This is a genomic window from Pseudoalteromonas sp. 23_GOM-1509m, from assembly GCF_000518425.1.
Lineage (GTDB): Bacteria > Pseudomonadota > Gammaproteobacteria > Enterobacterales > Alteromonadaceae > Pseudoalteromonas > Pseudoalteromonas tetraodonis.
The window spans coordinates 275,645-290,703 of sequence record NZ_JADO01000008.1; the positions used below are offsets into that span (position 1 = coordinate 275,645).

General features: G+C 41.0%; 15 protein-coding genes and 1 tRNA gene. 11 read left to right on the top strand and 5 right to left on the bottom strand.

Annotation, left to right across the window (positions count from 1 at the left end; all coding sequences use genetic code 11):
* Together N523_RS0101250 and tal are read right to left on the bottom strand one after the other, a co-directional pair.
* Window positions 1-189 carry a DUF3545 family protein gene (locus tag N523_RS0101250; RefSeq protein ID WP_008467780.1) on the bottom strand — a complete coding sequence of 63 codons (189 nt, stop codon included), beginning with the start codon at window positions 187-189 and terminating at the stop codon, window positions 1-3.
* Between the two features lie 226 nt (window positions 190-415).
* The gene (gene tal / locus N523_RS0101255; RefSeq protein ID WP_028835666.1) at window positions 416-1,366 is read right to left on the bottom strand and encodes a transaldolase; all 951 of its coding nucleotides are present in this window, start codon (window positions 1,364-1,366) and stop codon (window positions 416-418) included.
* A gap of 218 nt (window positions 1,367-1,584) precedes the next feature.
* Here tal and yaaA point away from each other — a divergent pair, with 218 nt between their 5' ends.
* Together yaaA and N523_RS0101265 are read left to right on the top strand one after the other, a co-directional pair.
* Entirely contained in the window at window positions 1,585-2,364 is a 780-nt protein-coding gene (gene yaaA, locus N523_RS0101260; protein ID WP_028835667.1) for a peroxide stress protein YaaA, read from the top strand.
* Window positions 2,365-2,469: 105 nt separating this feature from the next.
* On the top strand, window positions 2,470-3,426 hold the full coding sequence (locus tag N523_RS0101265) for a mechanosensitive ion channel family protein (RefSeq protein WP_028835668.1): 957 nt from the start codon (window positions 2,470-2,472) through the stop codon (window positions 3,424-3,426).
* A gap of 746 nt (window positions 3,427-4,172) precedes the next feature.
* On the opposite strand, the gene N523_RS0101270 is transcribed toward N523_RS0101265, so the two are convergent.
* Both N523_RS0101270 and srmB read right to left on the bottom strand, forming a co-directional pair.
* Window positions 4,173-4,493 carry a BON domain-containing protein gene (locus N523_RS0101270; RefSeq protein WP_008110653.1) on the bottom strand — a complete coding sequence of 107 codons (321 nt, stop codon included), beginning with the start codon at window positions 4,491-4,493 and terminating at the stop codon, window positions 4,173-4,175.
* Window positions 4,494-4,732: 239 nt separating this feature from the next.
* On the bottom strand, window positions 4,733-5,959 hold the full coding sequence (srmB, locus tag N523_RS0101275) for an ATP-dependent RNA helicase SrmB (RefSeq protein ID WP_013465810.1): 1,227 nt from the start codon (window positions 5,957-5,959) through the stop codon (window positions 4,733-4,735).
* A gap of 76 nt (window positions 5,960-6,035) precedes the next feature.
* Here srmB and N523_RS0101280 point away from each other — a divergent pair, with 76 nt between their 5' ends.
* Together N523_RS0101280 and N523_RS0101285 are read left to right on the top strand one after the other, a co-directional pair.
* Window positions 6,036-6,734 (top strand): tRNA1(Val) (adenine(37)-N6)-methyltransferase, encoded by a 699-nt coding sequence (locus N523_RS0101280; RefSeq protein WP_028835669.1) that lies wholly within the window; start codon window positions 6,036-6,038, stop codon window positions 6,732-6,734.
* Between the two features lie 94 nt (window positions 6,735-6,828).
* Window positions 6,829-7,287 (top strand): DUF2147 domain-containing protein, encoded by a 459-nt coding sequence (locus tag N523_RS0101285; protein ID WP_016900533.1) that lies wholly within the window; start codon window positions 6,829-6,831, stop codon window positions 7,285-7,287.
* Between the two features lie 47 nt (window positions 7,288-7,334).
* On the opposite strand, the gene fldB is transcribed toward N523_RS0101285, so the two are convergent.
* Window positions 7,335-7,856, bottom strand: a complete 522-nt coding sequence (gene fldB / locus N523_RS0101290) for a flavodoxin FldB (protein ID WP_008467792.1) — start codon at window positions 7,854-7,856, stop codon at window positions 7,335-7,337.
* A gap of 105 nt (window positions 7,857-7,961) precedes the next feature.
* Here fldB and xerD point away from each other — a divergent pair, with 105 nt between their 5' ends.
* The 7 genes from xerD to N523_RS0101325 all read left to right on the top strand — a co-directional run bounded on the left by xerD (window position 7,962) and on the right by N523_RS0101325 (window position 15,058).
* Window positions 7,962-8,888, top strand: a complete 927-nt coding sequence (xerD, locus tag N523_RS0101295; protein ID WP_008110662.1) for a site-specific tyrosine recombinase XerD — start codon at window positions 7,962-7,964, stop codon at window positions 8,886-8,888.
* Between the two features lie 72 nt (window positions 8,889-8,960).
* Complete coding sequence (dsbC, locus tag N523_RS0101300) at window positions 8,961-9,689, top strand: bifunctional protein-disulfide isomerase/oxidoreductase DsbC (RefSeq protein ID WP_008467797.1); 729 nt, start codon at window positions 8,961-8,963, stop codon at window positions 9,687-9,689.
* Window positions 9,690-9,772: 83 nt separating this feature from the next.
* Window positions 9,773-11,494, top strand: a complete 1,722-nt coding sequence (recJ, locus tag N523_RS0101305; RefSeq protein ID WP_028835670.1) for a single-stranded-DNA-specific exonuclease RecJ — start codon at window positions 9,773-9,775, stop codon at window positions 11,492-11,494.
* A 145-nt stretch (window positions 11,495-11,639) separates the two neighbouring features.
* Window positions 11,640-12,738 (top strand): peptide chain release factor 2 gene (prfB, locus tag N523_RS0101310; RefSeq protein WP_096038752.1). Its coding sequence is split into 2 segments (ribosomal slippage): window positions 11,640-11,714 and window positions 11,716-12,738, totalling 1,098 coding nucleotides; the frame shifts between segments, so codons are not numbered across the junction.
* Window positions 12,739-12,764: 26 nt separating this feature from the next.
* Window positions 12,765-14,300: a lysine--tRNA ligase gene (gene lysS, locus N523_RS0101315; RefSeq protein ID WP_008467803.1), complete on the top strand. Its 1,536-nt coding sequence runs from the start codon at window positions 12,765-12,767 to the stop codon at window positions 14,298-14,300.
* Window positions 14,301-14,654: 354 nt separating this feature from the next.
* The gene (locus N523_RS0101320; protein ID WP_013465804.1) at window positions 14,655-14,837 is read left to right on the top strand and encodes a hypothetical protein; all 183 of its coding nucleotides are present in this window, start codon (window positions 14,655-14,657) and stop codon (window positions 14,835-14,837) included.
* Window positions 14,838-14,965: 128 nt separating this feature from the next.
* A tRNA-Ser gene (locus N523_RS0101325) sits at window positions 14,966-15,058 on the top strand.
* The last annotated feature ends 1 nt before the right edge of the window (window position 15,059 follow it).

Consider the following 15,059-nt stretch of genomic DNA (forward strand, 5'->3'; position numbering starts at 1 on the left):
TTAAAACTCTAACTCATCAATAGCAACACTATCTGCAAAATAGTCAAGCTCCTGTAGTTCTTTGCGCAAACGTTGCTTATCTTTTATTGCTTCTATTTCGCGCCATTTTCTTTTTTTATTTTTTTGAGAGGTTTTTTTCGATGTATCAGAACCTTCTAATATCTCTATTATTTCGTTTAGGCTATCCATTGATTATCTCCTATTGACCACTTTTTGAACCTCGGCAGTATCTATACCACAGCTATTAATAAAATAGAATATAAATGTGACGAAACTGTTACTAACGGGTGGTATTTTGATGAAGATCAATGAGAACAGCACTTAAATGGGGACAAGGCGAGTATTTAAAATAAAATTGCAGGTATAAAAAACGCCGCAATAAGCGACGTTTTTAAACTCTTAAAACAGCGGTTAGTTACATCGCTTTAAAGCGTGCTTCTAATTGTTCCTGTGCATCTGCAAATGAGCGAATACCTTCAGCGAGTTTTTCAGTCGCCATGGCATCTTGGTTATGTAACCAACGGAACTGTGTTTCGCTAAGTGGCTCAGGTTTTGGCTCTTTATTAATATCACTTGCTAGCAAGTATTCTTCAGCACCTTCTAAATTACCCAAATCTTCTAAAAGATTAGGGCTAATTGTTAGCTTATCGCATCCTGTAAGGGCAATAATTTCACCGGTATTACGAAAGCTTGCGCCCATAACTACGGTTTTGTAGTCGTGACGTTTGTAAAACTCAAAAATGCTACGTACAGATTGCACACCCGGATCTTGAAGCGGATCGGTTGGTTTTTCCATACCGTTTGCCACGTGCCAATCTAAAATACGGCCAACAAATGGAGAGATTAAAAATACGTTTGCATCAGCACAGGCACGCGCTTGGGCATCGCTGAATAATAAAGTAAGGTTACACTTAGTGCCTTCTTTTTCTAATTGCTCAGCCGCTTTAATACCTTCCCACGTTGACGCTATTTTAATTAAAATTTTGTCTTTGCTTACGCCTTCTTTTTCGTAAAGGCTCAATAGCGTGTGTGCTTTATTAATTGTTGCTTGGGTATCAAATGATAAACGTGCATCAACTTCGGTAGAAATATAACCCGGTACAATTTCACTAATTTCTTTACCAAGTAATACTGCAAAATAATCACAAGCCAACTCTAGCTGTTTTGCAGGCTGCTGCTCTGTTTCTTTTGCATACTGCCATGCTTTATCTAGATAAGGTTTGTAAGCTTCAATCTCGCTCGCTTTTAAAAGTAGCGATGGATTGGTAGTCGCATCTTCAGGTTGATGTTTTTTTATGGCTTCTATATCGCCCGTGTCGGCCACGATAGAAGAATGTTGTTTAAGCCTTTGTAGAGCGCTAGTCATTTGCTTTTCCTCATTCCAAGCAAGTTAAAAGAAAATCTAAACTACCTTAATATAGCTATACTGCAACAGTGTGACAATGCTTGATAGGTCTTATGTCCTTATCAATAAAAAAACGGTAACGGTTGAGTTTTAGGTAGGATAATTTTAAACAAAACGTGCTTTTCGTTTCATTTAATGTTGAAATTGACATTAAATAATTTACAAGTCAATAGCTAACTATGATCACTGTTATTTCACCAGCAAAGAATCTTGATTACGACACGCCACCCGCAACAGATAAGTTCACTCAACCTGAATTACTTGAGCACAGCGAAGCGCTCATGAAAGTATGCCGTGAACTAACTCCTGCGCAAATTGGCAGTTTAATGAAAATTAGCGATAAACTCGCAGGCCTCAACGCAGCGCGTTTTAGTGAGTGGGCACAACCATTCACTACCGATAATGCTAAACAGGCCGTGCTTGCCTTTAACGGCGATGTATACGGGGGGTTAGATGCTAATACCCTCACTACTAAGCAGCTTGATTACGCTCAAGACCATTTACGTATACTTTCGGGATTATACGGAGTATTAAAGCCGCTTGATTTAATGCAGGCTTATCGCTTAGAAATGGGTACAAAACTTGAAAATAGCCGAGGTAAAAACTTATATGAGTTTTGGGGCAGTGTTATTGCTAATAAACTTAACGACGTATTAGCGGCACAAGATGCACAATACTTAGTAAATCTAGCCTCTAACGAATACTTTAAAGCAGTAGATAAAAAAACGCTTAACGCACACATTATTACACCACACTTTAAAGACTGTAAAAACGGCCAATATAAAGTGATTAGCTTTTACGCTAAAAAAGCGCGCGGCATGATGGCACGCTACATCATTGAAAATCAAGTGACTCAATTAAGCCAACTCAAAGAGTTTACTGTGGCCGGCTATTACTTTAGCCCAGAGGCAACCACCAAAGAACTTGAACCGGTATTTTTACGCGAAGAGCAAAACTAACACATCGTTTAAAGTATTTAATAAGCCATGCATTGCATGGCTTTTTTATACTGGCGTTATTTTTGCAAACCTTAGATTACTAACCCTAACTAAGGTATAAAATAAATGCTCTCAATTCCCTCAATTACAGAAGCCGAAAAGTTGATAGAAGAAAAGCTCGGCGGTTGGTTTGATGTAGTTATAAGTCATATCCCAAACTTTATCGTTGCAGTAATTATTGCCATTCTATTTTCATTTATTGCCCGTTTGGCAGGCAAAGGAATGAAAAATGTTTTACGTCGCTCGCTCGACTCTACGCAAATTGCCGATTTAATGGCCTCAATATTTAAAGTTATTGTACTGAGTGTGGGGGTATTTATTGCCCTTGATTTTATGGGCTTAAAAAGTACCGTCACTTCTCTGCTTGCTGGTGCAGGTATTGTTGGTCTTGCCATTGGTTTTGCTTTTCAAGATATGACCGAAAACCTGATAGCGGGTATTGCCATGGGAATTCGTAAACCGTTTAAAGCGGGTGATGTCATAGAAACCGATAATGTGTTTGGTTCGGTACACTCAATAAACTTGCGCAACACACTAATAGAGAGCTTTCACGGGCAATTGATACTGGTACCTAATAAAATACTATTTAGAAATGTACTGCGTAACTACAGCACCTTAGGAGTAAGACGAATAGAAGTGCCGGTGGGTATTTCTTACGCTGACGACATAGAAAAAGCCAGTGAGGTCATCGTCGACAAAATTAACCAATTTGACTTTGTGATCCGCAAAAATGAAACCGCTGTTTATGCCGAAGGCTTTGGTGATAGCAGTATAAACTTGTTAGTGTGGTTTTGGATCAAATACCCCGGTGAGCCTGATTTTATGACGGTGCGTCACAAAGGAGTTGTGGCAGTTAAGCAAGCACTCGATGCCGCTGATATAAGTATTCCGTTTCCTATTCGTACCCTTGATTTTGGTATTAAAGGCGGTGAAAAACTCGATGCCATGATAAGCGATAAAATAAATCAGCAGTCAGCAAATAAAGAGGGTGACAATAACACTGATGCAAGCCAAGGTGAGTAAATAATTTAAAACCCCGAAGGTAAAAGCATTGGGAAATAGTTACTGACTATCAGCGCGTTTTTACAAAGTAAAACGCGCTTTTTATAATAAATAATATAAGGGTCTGTTGACCTTTGCGGATTAAAATTAGTTCAAACTAAGAGCTATTTAATCGCGACGCGAGGTTTGTTGCCTAGTGGGCTCGATAACTGCTCCTGCGTTATTCTACTGGCTTACATCCATGTAATAATAAGTAAAAACCGAGCAAAGCTTCCGCGTCCAGCTCACGCTCCTTACCACCATCCATGTAGCCAACAAAGAGTAAATGTCCCTGGGCAGAACCCTTGGCTAAATACCAAACAGACTACTGCAAATTCAACCTTGAAAGAACAACAGACCTAATTGATAATCTGAAGTAATTAAAGCCTTGCGCTAACTGCCTTAAAAACGCCTCAATTATAAAACTATATCGATAAGGTTTCTCATCTCAAAATAGATTATTTAATCAACCGAACTAGAGCCCAAGCTTGATGTAAGCGCTTTATAATAAGTGTCTATAAACAAAGGTTTCAAAAGTATAAGCAGCTGCAATGAGCGTCGCGATTGGTGCGTAAACTAAAAGGCATTTAATTAAGTATTTAAACTGGCTTGGGAATATGCTTTGCAGTGAATTATATTGTGCAAACCATAAAAAAAGCGCCGCTTGTGTTGGAGAAACAAGCAGCGCTGAGGGATAAGTTAAGTGTATTAGTTAAGAAAAAGTTGTATTAAATGACACTAATTTTGTTATGAATGATTTTAACCCCATCCATATTTTCTAAAAACTTTTGTGCAAGAGCGCGTTCAAAACCGTTATTGGCTTCACCTTTAAGTTCAACGTCACCGTCATTAACGTGTACGTTTAGTTTTTCTAACTTTAAATTTGGGTTAGTGCGCAATTCATGAGTAATAGATTGTTGTAAATTAGGTTGTGTAGCCACACTGCTAACTACAGCTAAATGCGTTGCTGCACTGACTTTAAAAGCAGAGACTAATAAAAATAAACAACAAAACGAAATAAAACCGATAGTAAATTTAATGCGACTCATAACTATATCCTTAGTGTGTTACTAAAAAACAACGCCATTACTCGGCGTTTTAATACTCGTATATTCGATAGGGTTACAAGTTTCATTCCAAGATTAACTATTTGAAATAAATTACTATTTTATTAATTAGTTATTCAGCTAAGTATTTTTTACATATTACTATGAATAGCTTACTCACTGTTTTTAAGTCACAAAAAAGCCGACAAACGTCGGCTCAATTAAATGTGTTAAAGCTAAAGCTATTTTTTCTTTTTAGCTTTGGCTTTTTTCTTCGCTTTCATTTTTACTGGATCTTTACGCTTTTTAACCGGTGGCTTGGCTTCTTTATGCTTTGGCTCTAATCCTTTAAATACACGGCGTTTTAGCTTTTGCTCTATGTAACGTTCTACTTTGTAAAGTATGCCAATGTCGTGCGCTTCAATGAGTGAAATTGCAATACCTTTTTTACCCGCGCGACCCGTACGGCCAATACGGTGTACGTATACATCTGCAGTACGTGGCATATCAAAATTAATTACGTGGCTTATATCAGCTACATCAATACCGCGGGCCGCCACATCGGTAGCGACTAAAATACGGGTTTTGCCACTGTGGAAGTTTTCCATGGCTTTCATGCGTTTGTCTTGTGGCATTTCACCACGTAGCCACGCAGCTTTTACGCCGTTATTAGTAAGCTCACCAATTAGGGTTTCAAGGCGCTCACGGGTTTTTACAAACACAATCGCTTTACTAACATCAGGGCCATTTAAAGTGTTAACTAATAGCTCTAGTTTATGGCGGTAGTCGTCGGCTAAATGAACCCATTGATGAATTTTAGCTTTTTCTTTACGTGATGATTCGGCTTCAAGTAGCGCGGGGTCGTTTAAAATACGCTCAGCAAATAATTCTACGCTATCGCCCTCAAGGGTTGCTGAGAATAAAAAGCACTGACGGCGGTTCTTAGCTTCATCACAAATGCGCAGCATTTCTTTACGAAAACCCATGTCGAGCATGCGGTCGGCTTCATCAAGAATGAGCATTTCTACGTTTTCTGCATGGAAGTTTTCGGTTTCTAAATATTCCATTAAACGCCCAGGTGTGGCGATTAAAATGTCGTTATTATTTTCAAAAATTTCTTTGTGTGTACCGTAGTTAATACCACCGGTAACTACCCCAATTTTTAACTGGGTTTGTTTTGCAAGTAACTCACATTGTTCATGAATTTGATAAGCAAGCTCGCGCGTTGGGGTCATAATTAATACCCGTGCAAAGCCCGGATCACGACGTGGGAAATCCATTAAATATTGAATTGCCGGAATTAAAAATGCCGCCGTTTTACCTGTACCTGTTGGTGCCGACGCTAAAATATCGCGTCCTTGCAACGCCTCAGGAATGGCTTGTTGTTGAATGCTAGTGGGGGTTTCATAGCCCATTTTATTAATAGCATTGAGTAGCTTATCATCAAGATCAAATTCAGAAAATTGCATAGAGTGTCAAAAATAGGGGACAATTGCCGTTAATTATACGCACTTAAACCTGCTTGGTGAATGAAAAGGTGAAAAAATGTCTGGTTTTGCATTTAAACAATTTAAGGTTGAGCACGACCAGTGCGCCATGAAGGTCTCTACCGATGGTATTTTACTGGGCGCATGGGCTGATTTAAGCCACGCAAATACGTTACTTGATATAGGAACAGGTACAGGGTTACTGGCTCTAATGTGTAAGCAACGAGCGCCACATTTAAAGGTGAGCGCGGTTGAAGTTGATGAAGCAGCCTATCAGCAGGCTTTACAAAATTGCCAGCAAAGTCCTTGGCGAGATATTAGTATTTACCATCAGCCTATTCAGCAGTTTGAGGCTGTGGGTTTATTTGATTGTGTTATAGCTAATCCGCCTTATTTTAATCACAGTTTAAAAGGTGATAATGCAGCGCGAAATACCGCTCGCCATACCGATGGTTTAAGTTTTGCAGAACTGCTTGGTGCGTTTAGGCATCTAAGTCATCAACATTCGCGTTTTAATCTTATTTTACCCACCACTGAGGCGCAGTTATTTATAACATTAGCACAGCAGCAAGAGCTGTATTTAAATCGTCACTGCCAAGTACAAGCTATGCCAAATAAGCCCTTTAGCCGCAGTTTGATGACTTTTAGTTATGATGATGGCGAAGTAAGTAAAAGCACCCTATGCATAAGGGAGTTAAGTAATGCTTACAGTCAAGACTACATTGCACTGTGCAAGGCGTTTTATTTAAATATGTAATACCACGCTGTATGCCTAAAGCATTTTTACGTAGAGTGTTTTATAAAGGATTGTTAGTATGGCGCCATTATTGACTCATGTTTAAAGTAATCTGATGAATTTATTAACTAAAAAAACAAAAAAAATACTATTACTAGCCCTTTTAGCGGGCAGCTTATTTAACACCTCTGAGGTTTTTGCTAACCCCACACCGGTTGGGCTTTGGAAAACTATTAACGAAGAGACTAACGAGGCTAAGTCGTACGTGCGCATTACTGAGCAAGATGGCGTGCTGACTGGAAAAATTGAAAAAATACTCAATAAAGCCAAGCAAGATGCACTTTGCACCGAGTGTGATGGTGATAAAAAGAATCAGCCTATGTTGGGGATGACCATTATTGAAGATGTGACCTATGCGGGTGACGGTAGTTGGGAAGACGGTGAAATACTCGACCCCAATAATGGTAAAACCTACAGCGTGCGTTTAACACCGCAGCAAAATGGCGAAAAACTAGAAGTGCGCGGTTATGTGGGCTTTTTTTACCGTAACCAATACTGGTTAAAAGTAGAATAGTTAAGAATTAAAAAGCGCTGCATGGCAGCGCTCTTTGCAATAGTAAGTTATAGGGTTTCAGCGTACTCTGTCATCACTTGTTCTACCCACGTGGCAATACGCTCGTCGCTTAGCTCGTACTGACTGTCTTCGTCTAATGCTAAACCTACAAACTGTTTACCGTCTTCGGTAAGTGCTTTTGATGCTTCAAATTCGTAATTACTGTCGTTCGGCCAAAAGCCTAATTGAGTAATGGCTTGGGCATTTATTTCGTCGTGAAGCATGCCTAATGCGTCTTGAAACCACTGACCATACCCTTGCTGATCGCCCATGCCAAATAAGGCTATAGTTTTACCATTTAGGTCAACGTCTTTTATGTCGTCCCACTTTGATTCCCAATCTTCTTGAATTTCGCCAAAGTCCCACGTAGAAATACCAAAAATGATAAAGTCATATTGCTCAGCGTTTTTAAGCGGCTCGTCTTTAATATTATGTAAGCTGACGATATCGGCGCCAATAATATCGCGTATTTTTTCTGCCGCCATTTCGGTATAGCAGGTAGTAGAACCAAAAAATAAACCAATCTGCATCGTATTTATCACTGTGTAATTGCCTGTTATGATAGGCCCAAGTTTACCGTAAGGTATTTTTAATTGATACCTTCTCCCGTGGTATTACCAACATGAGATCACAACGTGACAACGCTATCTGACGATTTACCTGAACAAAATACTGAGCTAAGCAGCAATAGCGACTTTTTAGAAACCTTTTTAGATAGCCTCTATTTAGAGCAAGGCGTAAGTGAAAACACACTGAGCGCTTATCGCAGTGACTTAGATAAGTTTTGCCAGTTTTTAAAAGGCGAAAACTTAATGACGGTAACCAGCTTAGATGTTGAAAGTTACCTAGCACACCGCGTTGATTTAGGGCTAAAACCACGCAGCACTGCGCGAAGTATTAGTGCATTAAAACGTTTTTATCAGTACTTTGTACGTGAAAAAATAATTAGCGACTCACCTATGGTCAATATTGCTCAGCCAAAGGCAGGGCAGTCGTTACCAAAAACGCTATCTGAGGCCGAAGTAGAAGCGCTATTAAGTGCGCCCAACATTGAAGAGCCAATGGGGCTGCGTGATAAAGCCATGCTGGAGTTACTGTATGCAACAGGCCTGCGGGTAACCGAGCTGGTGGGGCTTAGAATGGAGCAAATAAATTTGCGCCAAGCTGTGGTGTTTGTAAAAGGTAAAGGTAACAAAGAGCGATTAGTGCCTTTAGGTGAAGAGGCCATGTACTGGCTTGAGCAATTTTTAAAGCTCGGGCGCGCGCAAATGATAAAACATGCTACCGATTTTGTGTTTCCCTCAAAGCGAGGAGTGGGTATGACACGACAAACTTTTTGGCATCGGATTAAACACTATGCTATTTTGGCATCCGTTGAGTCGCCGTTATCACCCCATACCTTGCGACATGCATTTGCAACGCATTTATTAAATCATGGGGCTGACTTGCGTGTGGTGCAGATGATGCTTGGCCACAGCGACCTATCAACTACCCAAATTTATACGCATGTAGCGAATGAGCGATTAAAATCGGTGCATGCTGAGCATCACCCTCGTGCTTAAGCGAATTTTTTTGTCACTAAGCCGGTCATATAGACACGATAAGATAAGTATTTTTAGGATAGAGAACCCGTTATGAAAAAATTAATGTTAGCAGGTGCCATGTTGTGCACTAGTTTGAGCGCTTTTGCTAATAGCGTTGCAGTCACTCCGGATGCTACAGATCCTATCGTGACGAAATTTGCCGCGCTAGGGGTGACCGTTAAACAAATTAATCCAAGCCCAGTTGCAGGCTTAAAAGAATTGATCACCAATAAAGGTGTGCTGTATGCAAGTCCTGACGGTCAATTTTTAATGCAAGGTACGCTAATCGATTTAAACAACCGTAGTAACTTAACCGAGCAAGCACTTAATGGTGTTCGCCAATCAGGGTTAAAAGAATACGAAGACTCAATGATTGTTTACAAAGCGCCTGAAGAAAAACACAGCATTACTGTATTTACCGATATTAGCTGTGGTTACTGTCGTAAATTACACCGTGAACTAGATGACTTACTTGATGCGGGTATTACCGTTAAGTATTTAGCATTTCCACGCGGCGGTCTGCAAGGTTCTGGTTATGCTGATTTAATGAATGTATGGTGTGCGAAAGATCAGCAAGAAGCATTAACTGAAGCTAAATCAGGTGCAGATACCCAAATTGTTAAAGGCTGTAGCGCACCTGTTGCTGAGCATTACCAATTAGGCCAGAGTTTTGGTATTAGTGGTACACCGGCTATTATTTTAGAAGATGGCACGATGATCCCAGGTTATCAGCCTGCTGCGGCATTAAGCGCAGCGCTTGAGGCTAACAAAGCGGGCTAAGCAATACCGCGAGTATGTGTTTAAAAAGGCCTTAATGGCCTTTTTTTGTCTTATATCATGAACATCATAAGTTAAAAACTAGCATGAAAAAAATGATCATTGCGCGAGAACCCGTTGACGACTCTCATCTGCCGAGCCATCTTCACCCTGTTATTAAGCAAATTTATGCCACGCGAAATGTGTCCCATGCCGATGAGCTAAACAATAGCGCAGCTACACTCCACGACTTCAAACTTTTTAAAGATATAGACAAAGCCAGCCAACTGTTAATTGAAGCCCTACACGCACAAAGCAAAATACTTATTGTGGGCGACTTTGACGCCGATGGCGCAACCAGCACCGCCACCTTAATGCAAGGGCTGGCCATGTTTGGCTTTACCCACTTAGATTACTTAGTACCAGACCGCTTTAGTTTAGGATACGGCTTAAGCCCAGCATTGGCTGAGCAAATAGTGACGATGCAGCCCGATTTAGTGATCACCGTCGATAATGGCATATCGTGTATCGCAGGCATTGATATTGTTAAAGCCGCAGGCATTAAAGTGCTGGTAACAGATCACCACTTGCAGGGTGAACAACTGCCTAACGCCGATGCTATTGTTAACCCTAACCGTCACGATTGTGATTTTCCCTCTAAGTCGATAGCCGGTGTTGGGGTGGCATTTTATTTACTCATTGCCCTGAGAAGCGCATTGCGTGAACAAGGTTATTTTGAGCAGCATCCCATGCCAAATATTGCTGATTTGCTGGATATTGTAGCGCTAGGTACGGTGGCCGATGTGGTGGCACTTGATGCGAACAACCGCACCTTAGTGCACCAAGGCTTGGCACGTATTCGCAGTGGTAAAACTCGCCCGGGTATTACCGCACTGATTGAAGTGGCTAATCGCAATGCCGCGCGCTTGAGCGCCAGTGACTTTGGTTTTTCGCTTGCACCACGCTTAAATGCAGCAGGGCGCTTAGACGACATGAGTCTAGGCATAGCGTGTTTACTTAGCAACGACATAAATCAAGCAAGGCGCATAGCCGGTGAGCTTGATAGCTTAAACTTTGCCAGACGTGAAATAGAGCAAGGCATGCAAGTAGAAGCGCAAGCGGTGCTCGATAGGCTCGCCTTTAAAGAAGACAGTGTGCCCGATGCCATTTGTTTGTACCAAGACGATTGGCACCAAGGGGTAATTGGTATTTTAGCGGGGCGCTTAAAAGAAAAATACCATCGCCCAACCGTGATATTTGCGGGTGGCGAAAATGGTGAAATTAAAGGCTCATGTCGCTCTATTGAAGGCTTGCATATGCGCGACCTACTAGAGGGATTAAACACCGCGCAACCCGGTTTAATTAATAAATTTGGCGGCCACGCAATGGCAGCAGGTTTAAGTATTAACGAGCAGCAATTTACTGAGTTTAAACGCGCGTTTGATAGTGCGGTTAGCGAGCAACTCAGTGAAGAAAGTAAACGCTGTATTGTGTTTACCGATGGTGAGCTACCTAACGACTGCTTTAGCATGGATTTTGCCCAGCTTTTAAAACAATCAGGCCCGTGGGGGCAGCAATTTCCTGAGCCGATATTTGAACACACCTTTGAAGTGATACAGCAGCGCATTGTGGGTGAAAAACACCTAAAGTTAGTCCTTAAACACCAATCTGCACGTTTAGTTGACGCCATAGCTTTTGGCATTGATGTAAAAGCGTGGCCAGATACCGAGGCGCAGTTTGTTAAAGTAGCGTACCAGCTCGATATAAATGAATTTAGAGGTAAATTTAGCTTACAACTGATTGTAAGAGAGCTTGAAAAAGTGGGCTAAAAAATATCTTCAAACCATGCATAAAAGGCTAATAAAACGCGCGGTTTTTTGTTAAAATCGGGCGTTTTTATTATTTGATGATTTTTAATTGCGCTCGGTCTCTTTTTTAAGTGCGCAATAACCTAGCCATTTTGGAGTAATGTACATGTTTGAAGTGAATCCTGTGATTAATCAAATCAAGGAAATTCGCGAACGTACTGAACTGCTTCGGGGGTACCTTTGACTACGCTCTTAAACAAGAACGTTTAGAAGAAGTTAACGCCGAACTTGAAGATTCAGCCGTATGGAATGAACCTGAGCGCGCACAAGCCCTTGGTCGTGAAAAGTCAGCACTAGAAGCTGTTGTTGAAACCATTGACACCTTAGTGGCGGGTACTGACGACGTTGAAGGGTTAGTAGAGCTTGCTGTTGAAGCCGAAGATCAAGACACTTTTGATGAAGCGCAAAGCGAACTGGCTGATTTAAATCAGCAGCTTGAAGGCTTAGAGTTTCGCCGTATGTTTTCAGGTTCTCACGATTCAAACGATGCTTACCTTGATTTACAGTCAGGTTCTGGCGGTACTGAAGCGCAAGACTGGTGTAATATTTTACTTCGCATGTATTTACGCTGGGGTGAAGCAAAAGGCTTTAAAGTAGAGCTTGTTGAAGCGACCGATGGTGATGTTGCCGGTATTAAAGGCGCAACGGTGCGTTTTTCTGGCGAATACGCTTATGGTTGGTTACGCACTGAAACAGGTGTACACCGCCTCGTTCGTAAAAGCCCATTTGATTCAAGTGGTCGTCGTCATACCTCGTTTGCTTCTGCGTTTGTTTACCCAGAAGTTGATGACAATATTGAAATTGACATTAATCCGTCTGACTTACGTATAGACGTTTACCGTGCATCAGGCGCGGGTGGTCAGCACGTAAATACCACTGAATCGGCGGTACGTATTACTCACGTGCCAACTAATACTGTGGTGCAGTGTCAAAACGAGCGCTCGCAGCATAAAAATAAAGCCCAAGCAATGAAGCAGTTAAAAGCGAAATTATTTGAGCTTGAGCTACAACAGCAAAATGCAGAAAAGCAAAGCCAAGAAGACAACAAGTCTGATATTGGCTGGGGAAGTCAAATTCGTTCTTACGTACTTGATGACTCGCGTATTAAAGATTTACGTACCGGCGTTGAAAACCGTAATACTCAAGCGGTACTCGATGGCGACTTAGACAAATTTATTGAAGCCAGCTTAAAATCTGGTTTATAACCACCAAGCTAAAAAAGAGCTAAAAAATGACTGATCAAATCCAAGACGAAAATAAGTTAATCGCTGAGCGTCGCGGCAAATTAGACGCTATTCGCGCAAATTGCCCAGCCAACGGTCATCCAAACCAATTCCGTCGTGAGCATTACACGGCAGATTTGCAGGCTGAGTTTGGTGATAAGAGTAAAGAAGAATTAATCGAATTACAGCACGTAGTATCGATTGCAGGTCGTATTCTTGCTAAGCGTGGTCCGTTTATGTCTATTCAAGATATGAAAGGCCGTGTACAAGTTTATGCATCAAAAGACGTACAAAAAGATTTAAAAGCAAAATATGGCCAGCTTGATATTGGCGATATTATTGGTGTTAAAGGGCCGCTTAATAAATCGGGTAAAGGCGATTTATACGTAGACATGGCTGAATACGAACTACTGACTAAGTCACTTCGTCCACTTCCTGAAAAATTCCATGGCCTATCGGATCAAGAAACGAAATACCGTCAGCGTTATGTTGATTTAATTACTAACGAAGCAACGCGTGAAACATTCCGTATTCGCTCACAAGTGGTTGAAGGTATTCGTCGCTTTTTAGCAGACCGCGATTTTATGGAAGTAGAAACGCCAATGCTACAGGTTATTCCTGGTGGTGCATCTGCGCGCCCATTCGTAACTCATCATAATGCGCTTGATATCGACATGTACTTACGTATTGCGCCTGAGCTTTACTTAAAGCGTTTAGTAGTAGGTGGTTTTGACCGTGTATTCGAAATTAACCGTAACTTCCGTAACGAAGGGTTATCAACGCGTCACAATCCAGAATTCACCATGATTGAGTTCTACCAAGCATACGCTGACTACATTGATTTAATGAACATCACCGAAGACATGTTACGTACAGTTGCAACTAACGTACTGGGCAGCCCAATCGTTGTTAATACGACTAAAGATGAAAACGGTGAAGTGATTGATTCAGTAGAGTATGACTTTGGTCAACCGTTCACACGTTTAAGCATGAGCGACGCAATCTTAAAATATAACCCTGAGTTTGATGCTGCGGTATTTAACGACCCAGAAAACCACTTTGAAGAATTAAAAGCGTACGCTAAACAAGTACACGTTAAAATTCCTGAAAACTGCGTATGGGGCCCAGGTAAGTTCTTATGTGAAATATTTGAAGAGACGGCTGAGCATATGCTTATCCAACCTACATTTATCACAGGGTATCCGTGGGAAGTATCGCCACTTGCACGCCGTAACGACGAAAACCCATTTGTAACTGACCGCTTTGAATTCTTTGTTGGTGGCCGTGAGCTTGCAAATGGTTTCTCTGAGCTTAATGATGCACAAGATCAAGCTGAGCGTTTTTCTCGCCAAGTTGAAGAAAAAGACGCAGGTGATGATGAAGCAATGCACTACGACGAAGACTACATTCGCGCGCTAGAGTATGGTTTACCACCAACAGCGGGTGAAGGGATTGGTATTGACCGTTTAGTCATGTTGTTTACTGACTCATCAACTATCAAAGATGTTATTTTATTCCCGCATATGCGCCCACAAGCAGACTAAGCTTGAAGGAATAAACTAAAAAATTATCAACGCCGCTAACTAGCGGCGTTTTTTTTGCCCTATTGTTTGTGAGACATTGCCTAAACTTCACATTAGGGCTTTTAATTAATAAGTACTACACTGATAATTAAGTGTAAGTATACAAGTAAATTAATCTTTAATTCAGCTTCATTATCATAAAGTTGCTTGACTGCTTAGCAACATTACAGCAGTGCTATAACTTTTTGGTATGATTGTTTTTTAAACATTATGTTGTATTTATGTGAATTTTTTAGCTAAAATGTGGCCGAAATTTATACACGGTCATTCTTAGTCGTAAAAAATAAAAATTTCTAAAGGACTTAGATAAATAATATGAAAGCTAAACGAGTAGAATCTTTACCTGATGAGAACACTACAGAGCAACAGCGAGAAGCGTATTATCGCGCGTGTATTGCCGAGTTTCAGAAGTTAGGCTATCAAGAGCAATACCTTGCTGAACTTACGGACGAACTAGTGCCAGTGATGGGTGTAAATTCAAGCACCCCAAACACCTAACCTGATTATTTTTCAAACTAATTACACTTTAAAACCAGGCATGTGTGCAATCTATAGCCATATAGTCACTTTTGTCAGAAAAGTGTTTGACATATTTTCTGAAATCTTTATTATACGCCCCACAAGACGGAGAGGTGTCCGAGTGGCCGAAGGAGCTCCCCTGCTAAGGGAGTATAGAGTTTGTAGCTCTATCGAGGGTTCGAATCCCTCCCTCTCCACCAT

Coding starts and splice junctions, on each gene's coding strand:
- N523_RS0101320 (WP_013465804.1), top strand. CDS start 14,655: ATGAAAGCTAAACGAGTAGAATCTTTACCTGATGAGAACACTACAGAG.
- N523_RS0101250 (WP_008467780.1), bottom strand. CDS start 189: ATGGATAGCCTAAACGAAATAATAGAGATATTAGAAGGTTCTGATACA.
- dsbC (WP_008467797.1), top strand. CDS start 8,961: ATGAAAAAATTAATGTTAGCAGGTGCCATGTTGTGCACTAGTTTGAGC.
- N523_RS0101280 (WP_028835669.1), top strand. CDS start 6,036: ATGTCTGGTTTTGCATTTAAACAATTTAAGGTTGAGCACGACCAGTGC.
- N523_RS0101285 (WP_016900533.1), top strand. CDS start 6,829: ATGAATTTATTAACTAAAAAAACAAAAAAAATACTATTACTAGCCCTT.
- tal (WP_028835666.1), bottom strand. CDS start 1,366: ATGACTAGCGCTCTACAAAGGCTTAAACAACATTCTTCTATCGTGGCC.
- lysS (WP_008467803.1), top strand. CDS start 12,765: ATGACTGATCAAATCCAAGACGAAAATAAGTTAATCGCTGAGCGTCGC.
- N523_RS0101270 (WP_008110653.1), bottom strand. CDS start 4,493: ATGAGTCGCATTAAATTTACTATCGGTTTTATTTCGTTTTGTTGTTTA.
- srmB (WP_013465810.1), bottom strand. CDS start 5,959: ATGCAATTTTCTGAATTTGATCTTGATGATAAGCTACTCAATGCTATT.
- yaaA (WP_028835667.1), top strand. CDS start 1,585: ATGATCACTGTTATTTCACCAGCAAAGAATCTTGATTACGACACGCCA.
- fldB (WP_008467792.1), bottom strand. CDS start 7,856: ATGCAGATTGGTTTATTTTTTGGTTCTACTACCTGCTATACCGAAATG.
- N523_RS0101265 (WP_028835668.1), top strand. CDS start 2,470: ATGCTCTCAATTCCCTCAATTACAGAAGCCGAAAAGTTGATAGAAGAA.
- recJ (WP_028835670.1), top strand. CDS start 9,773: ATGAAAAAAATGATCATTGCGCGAGAACCCGTTGACGACTCTCATCTG.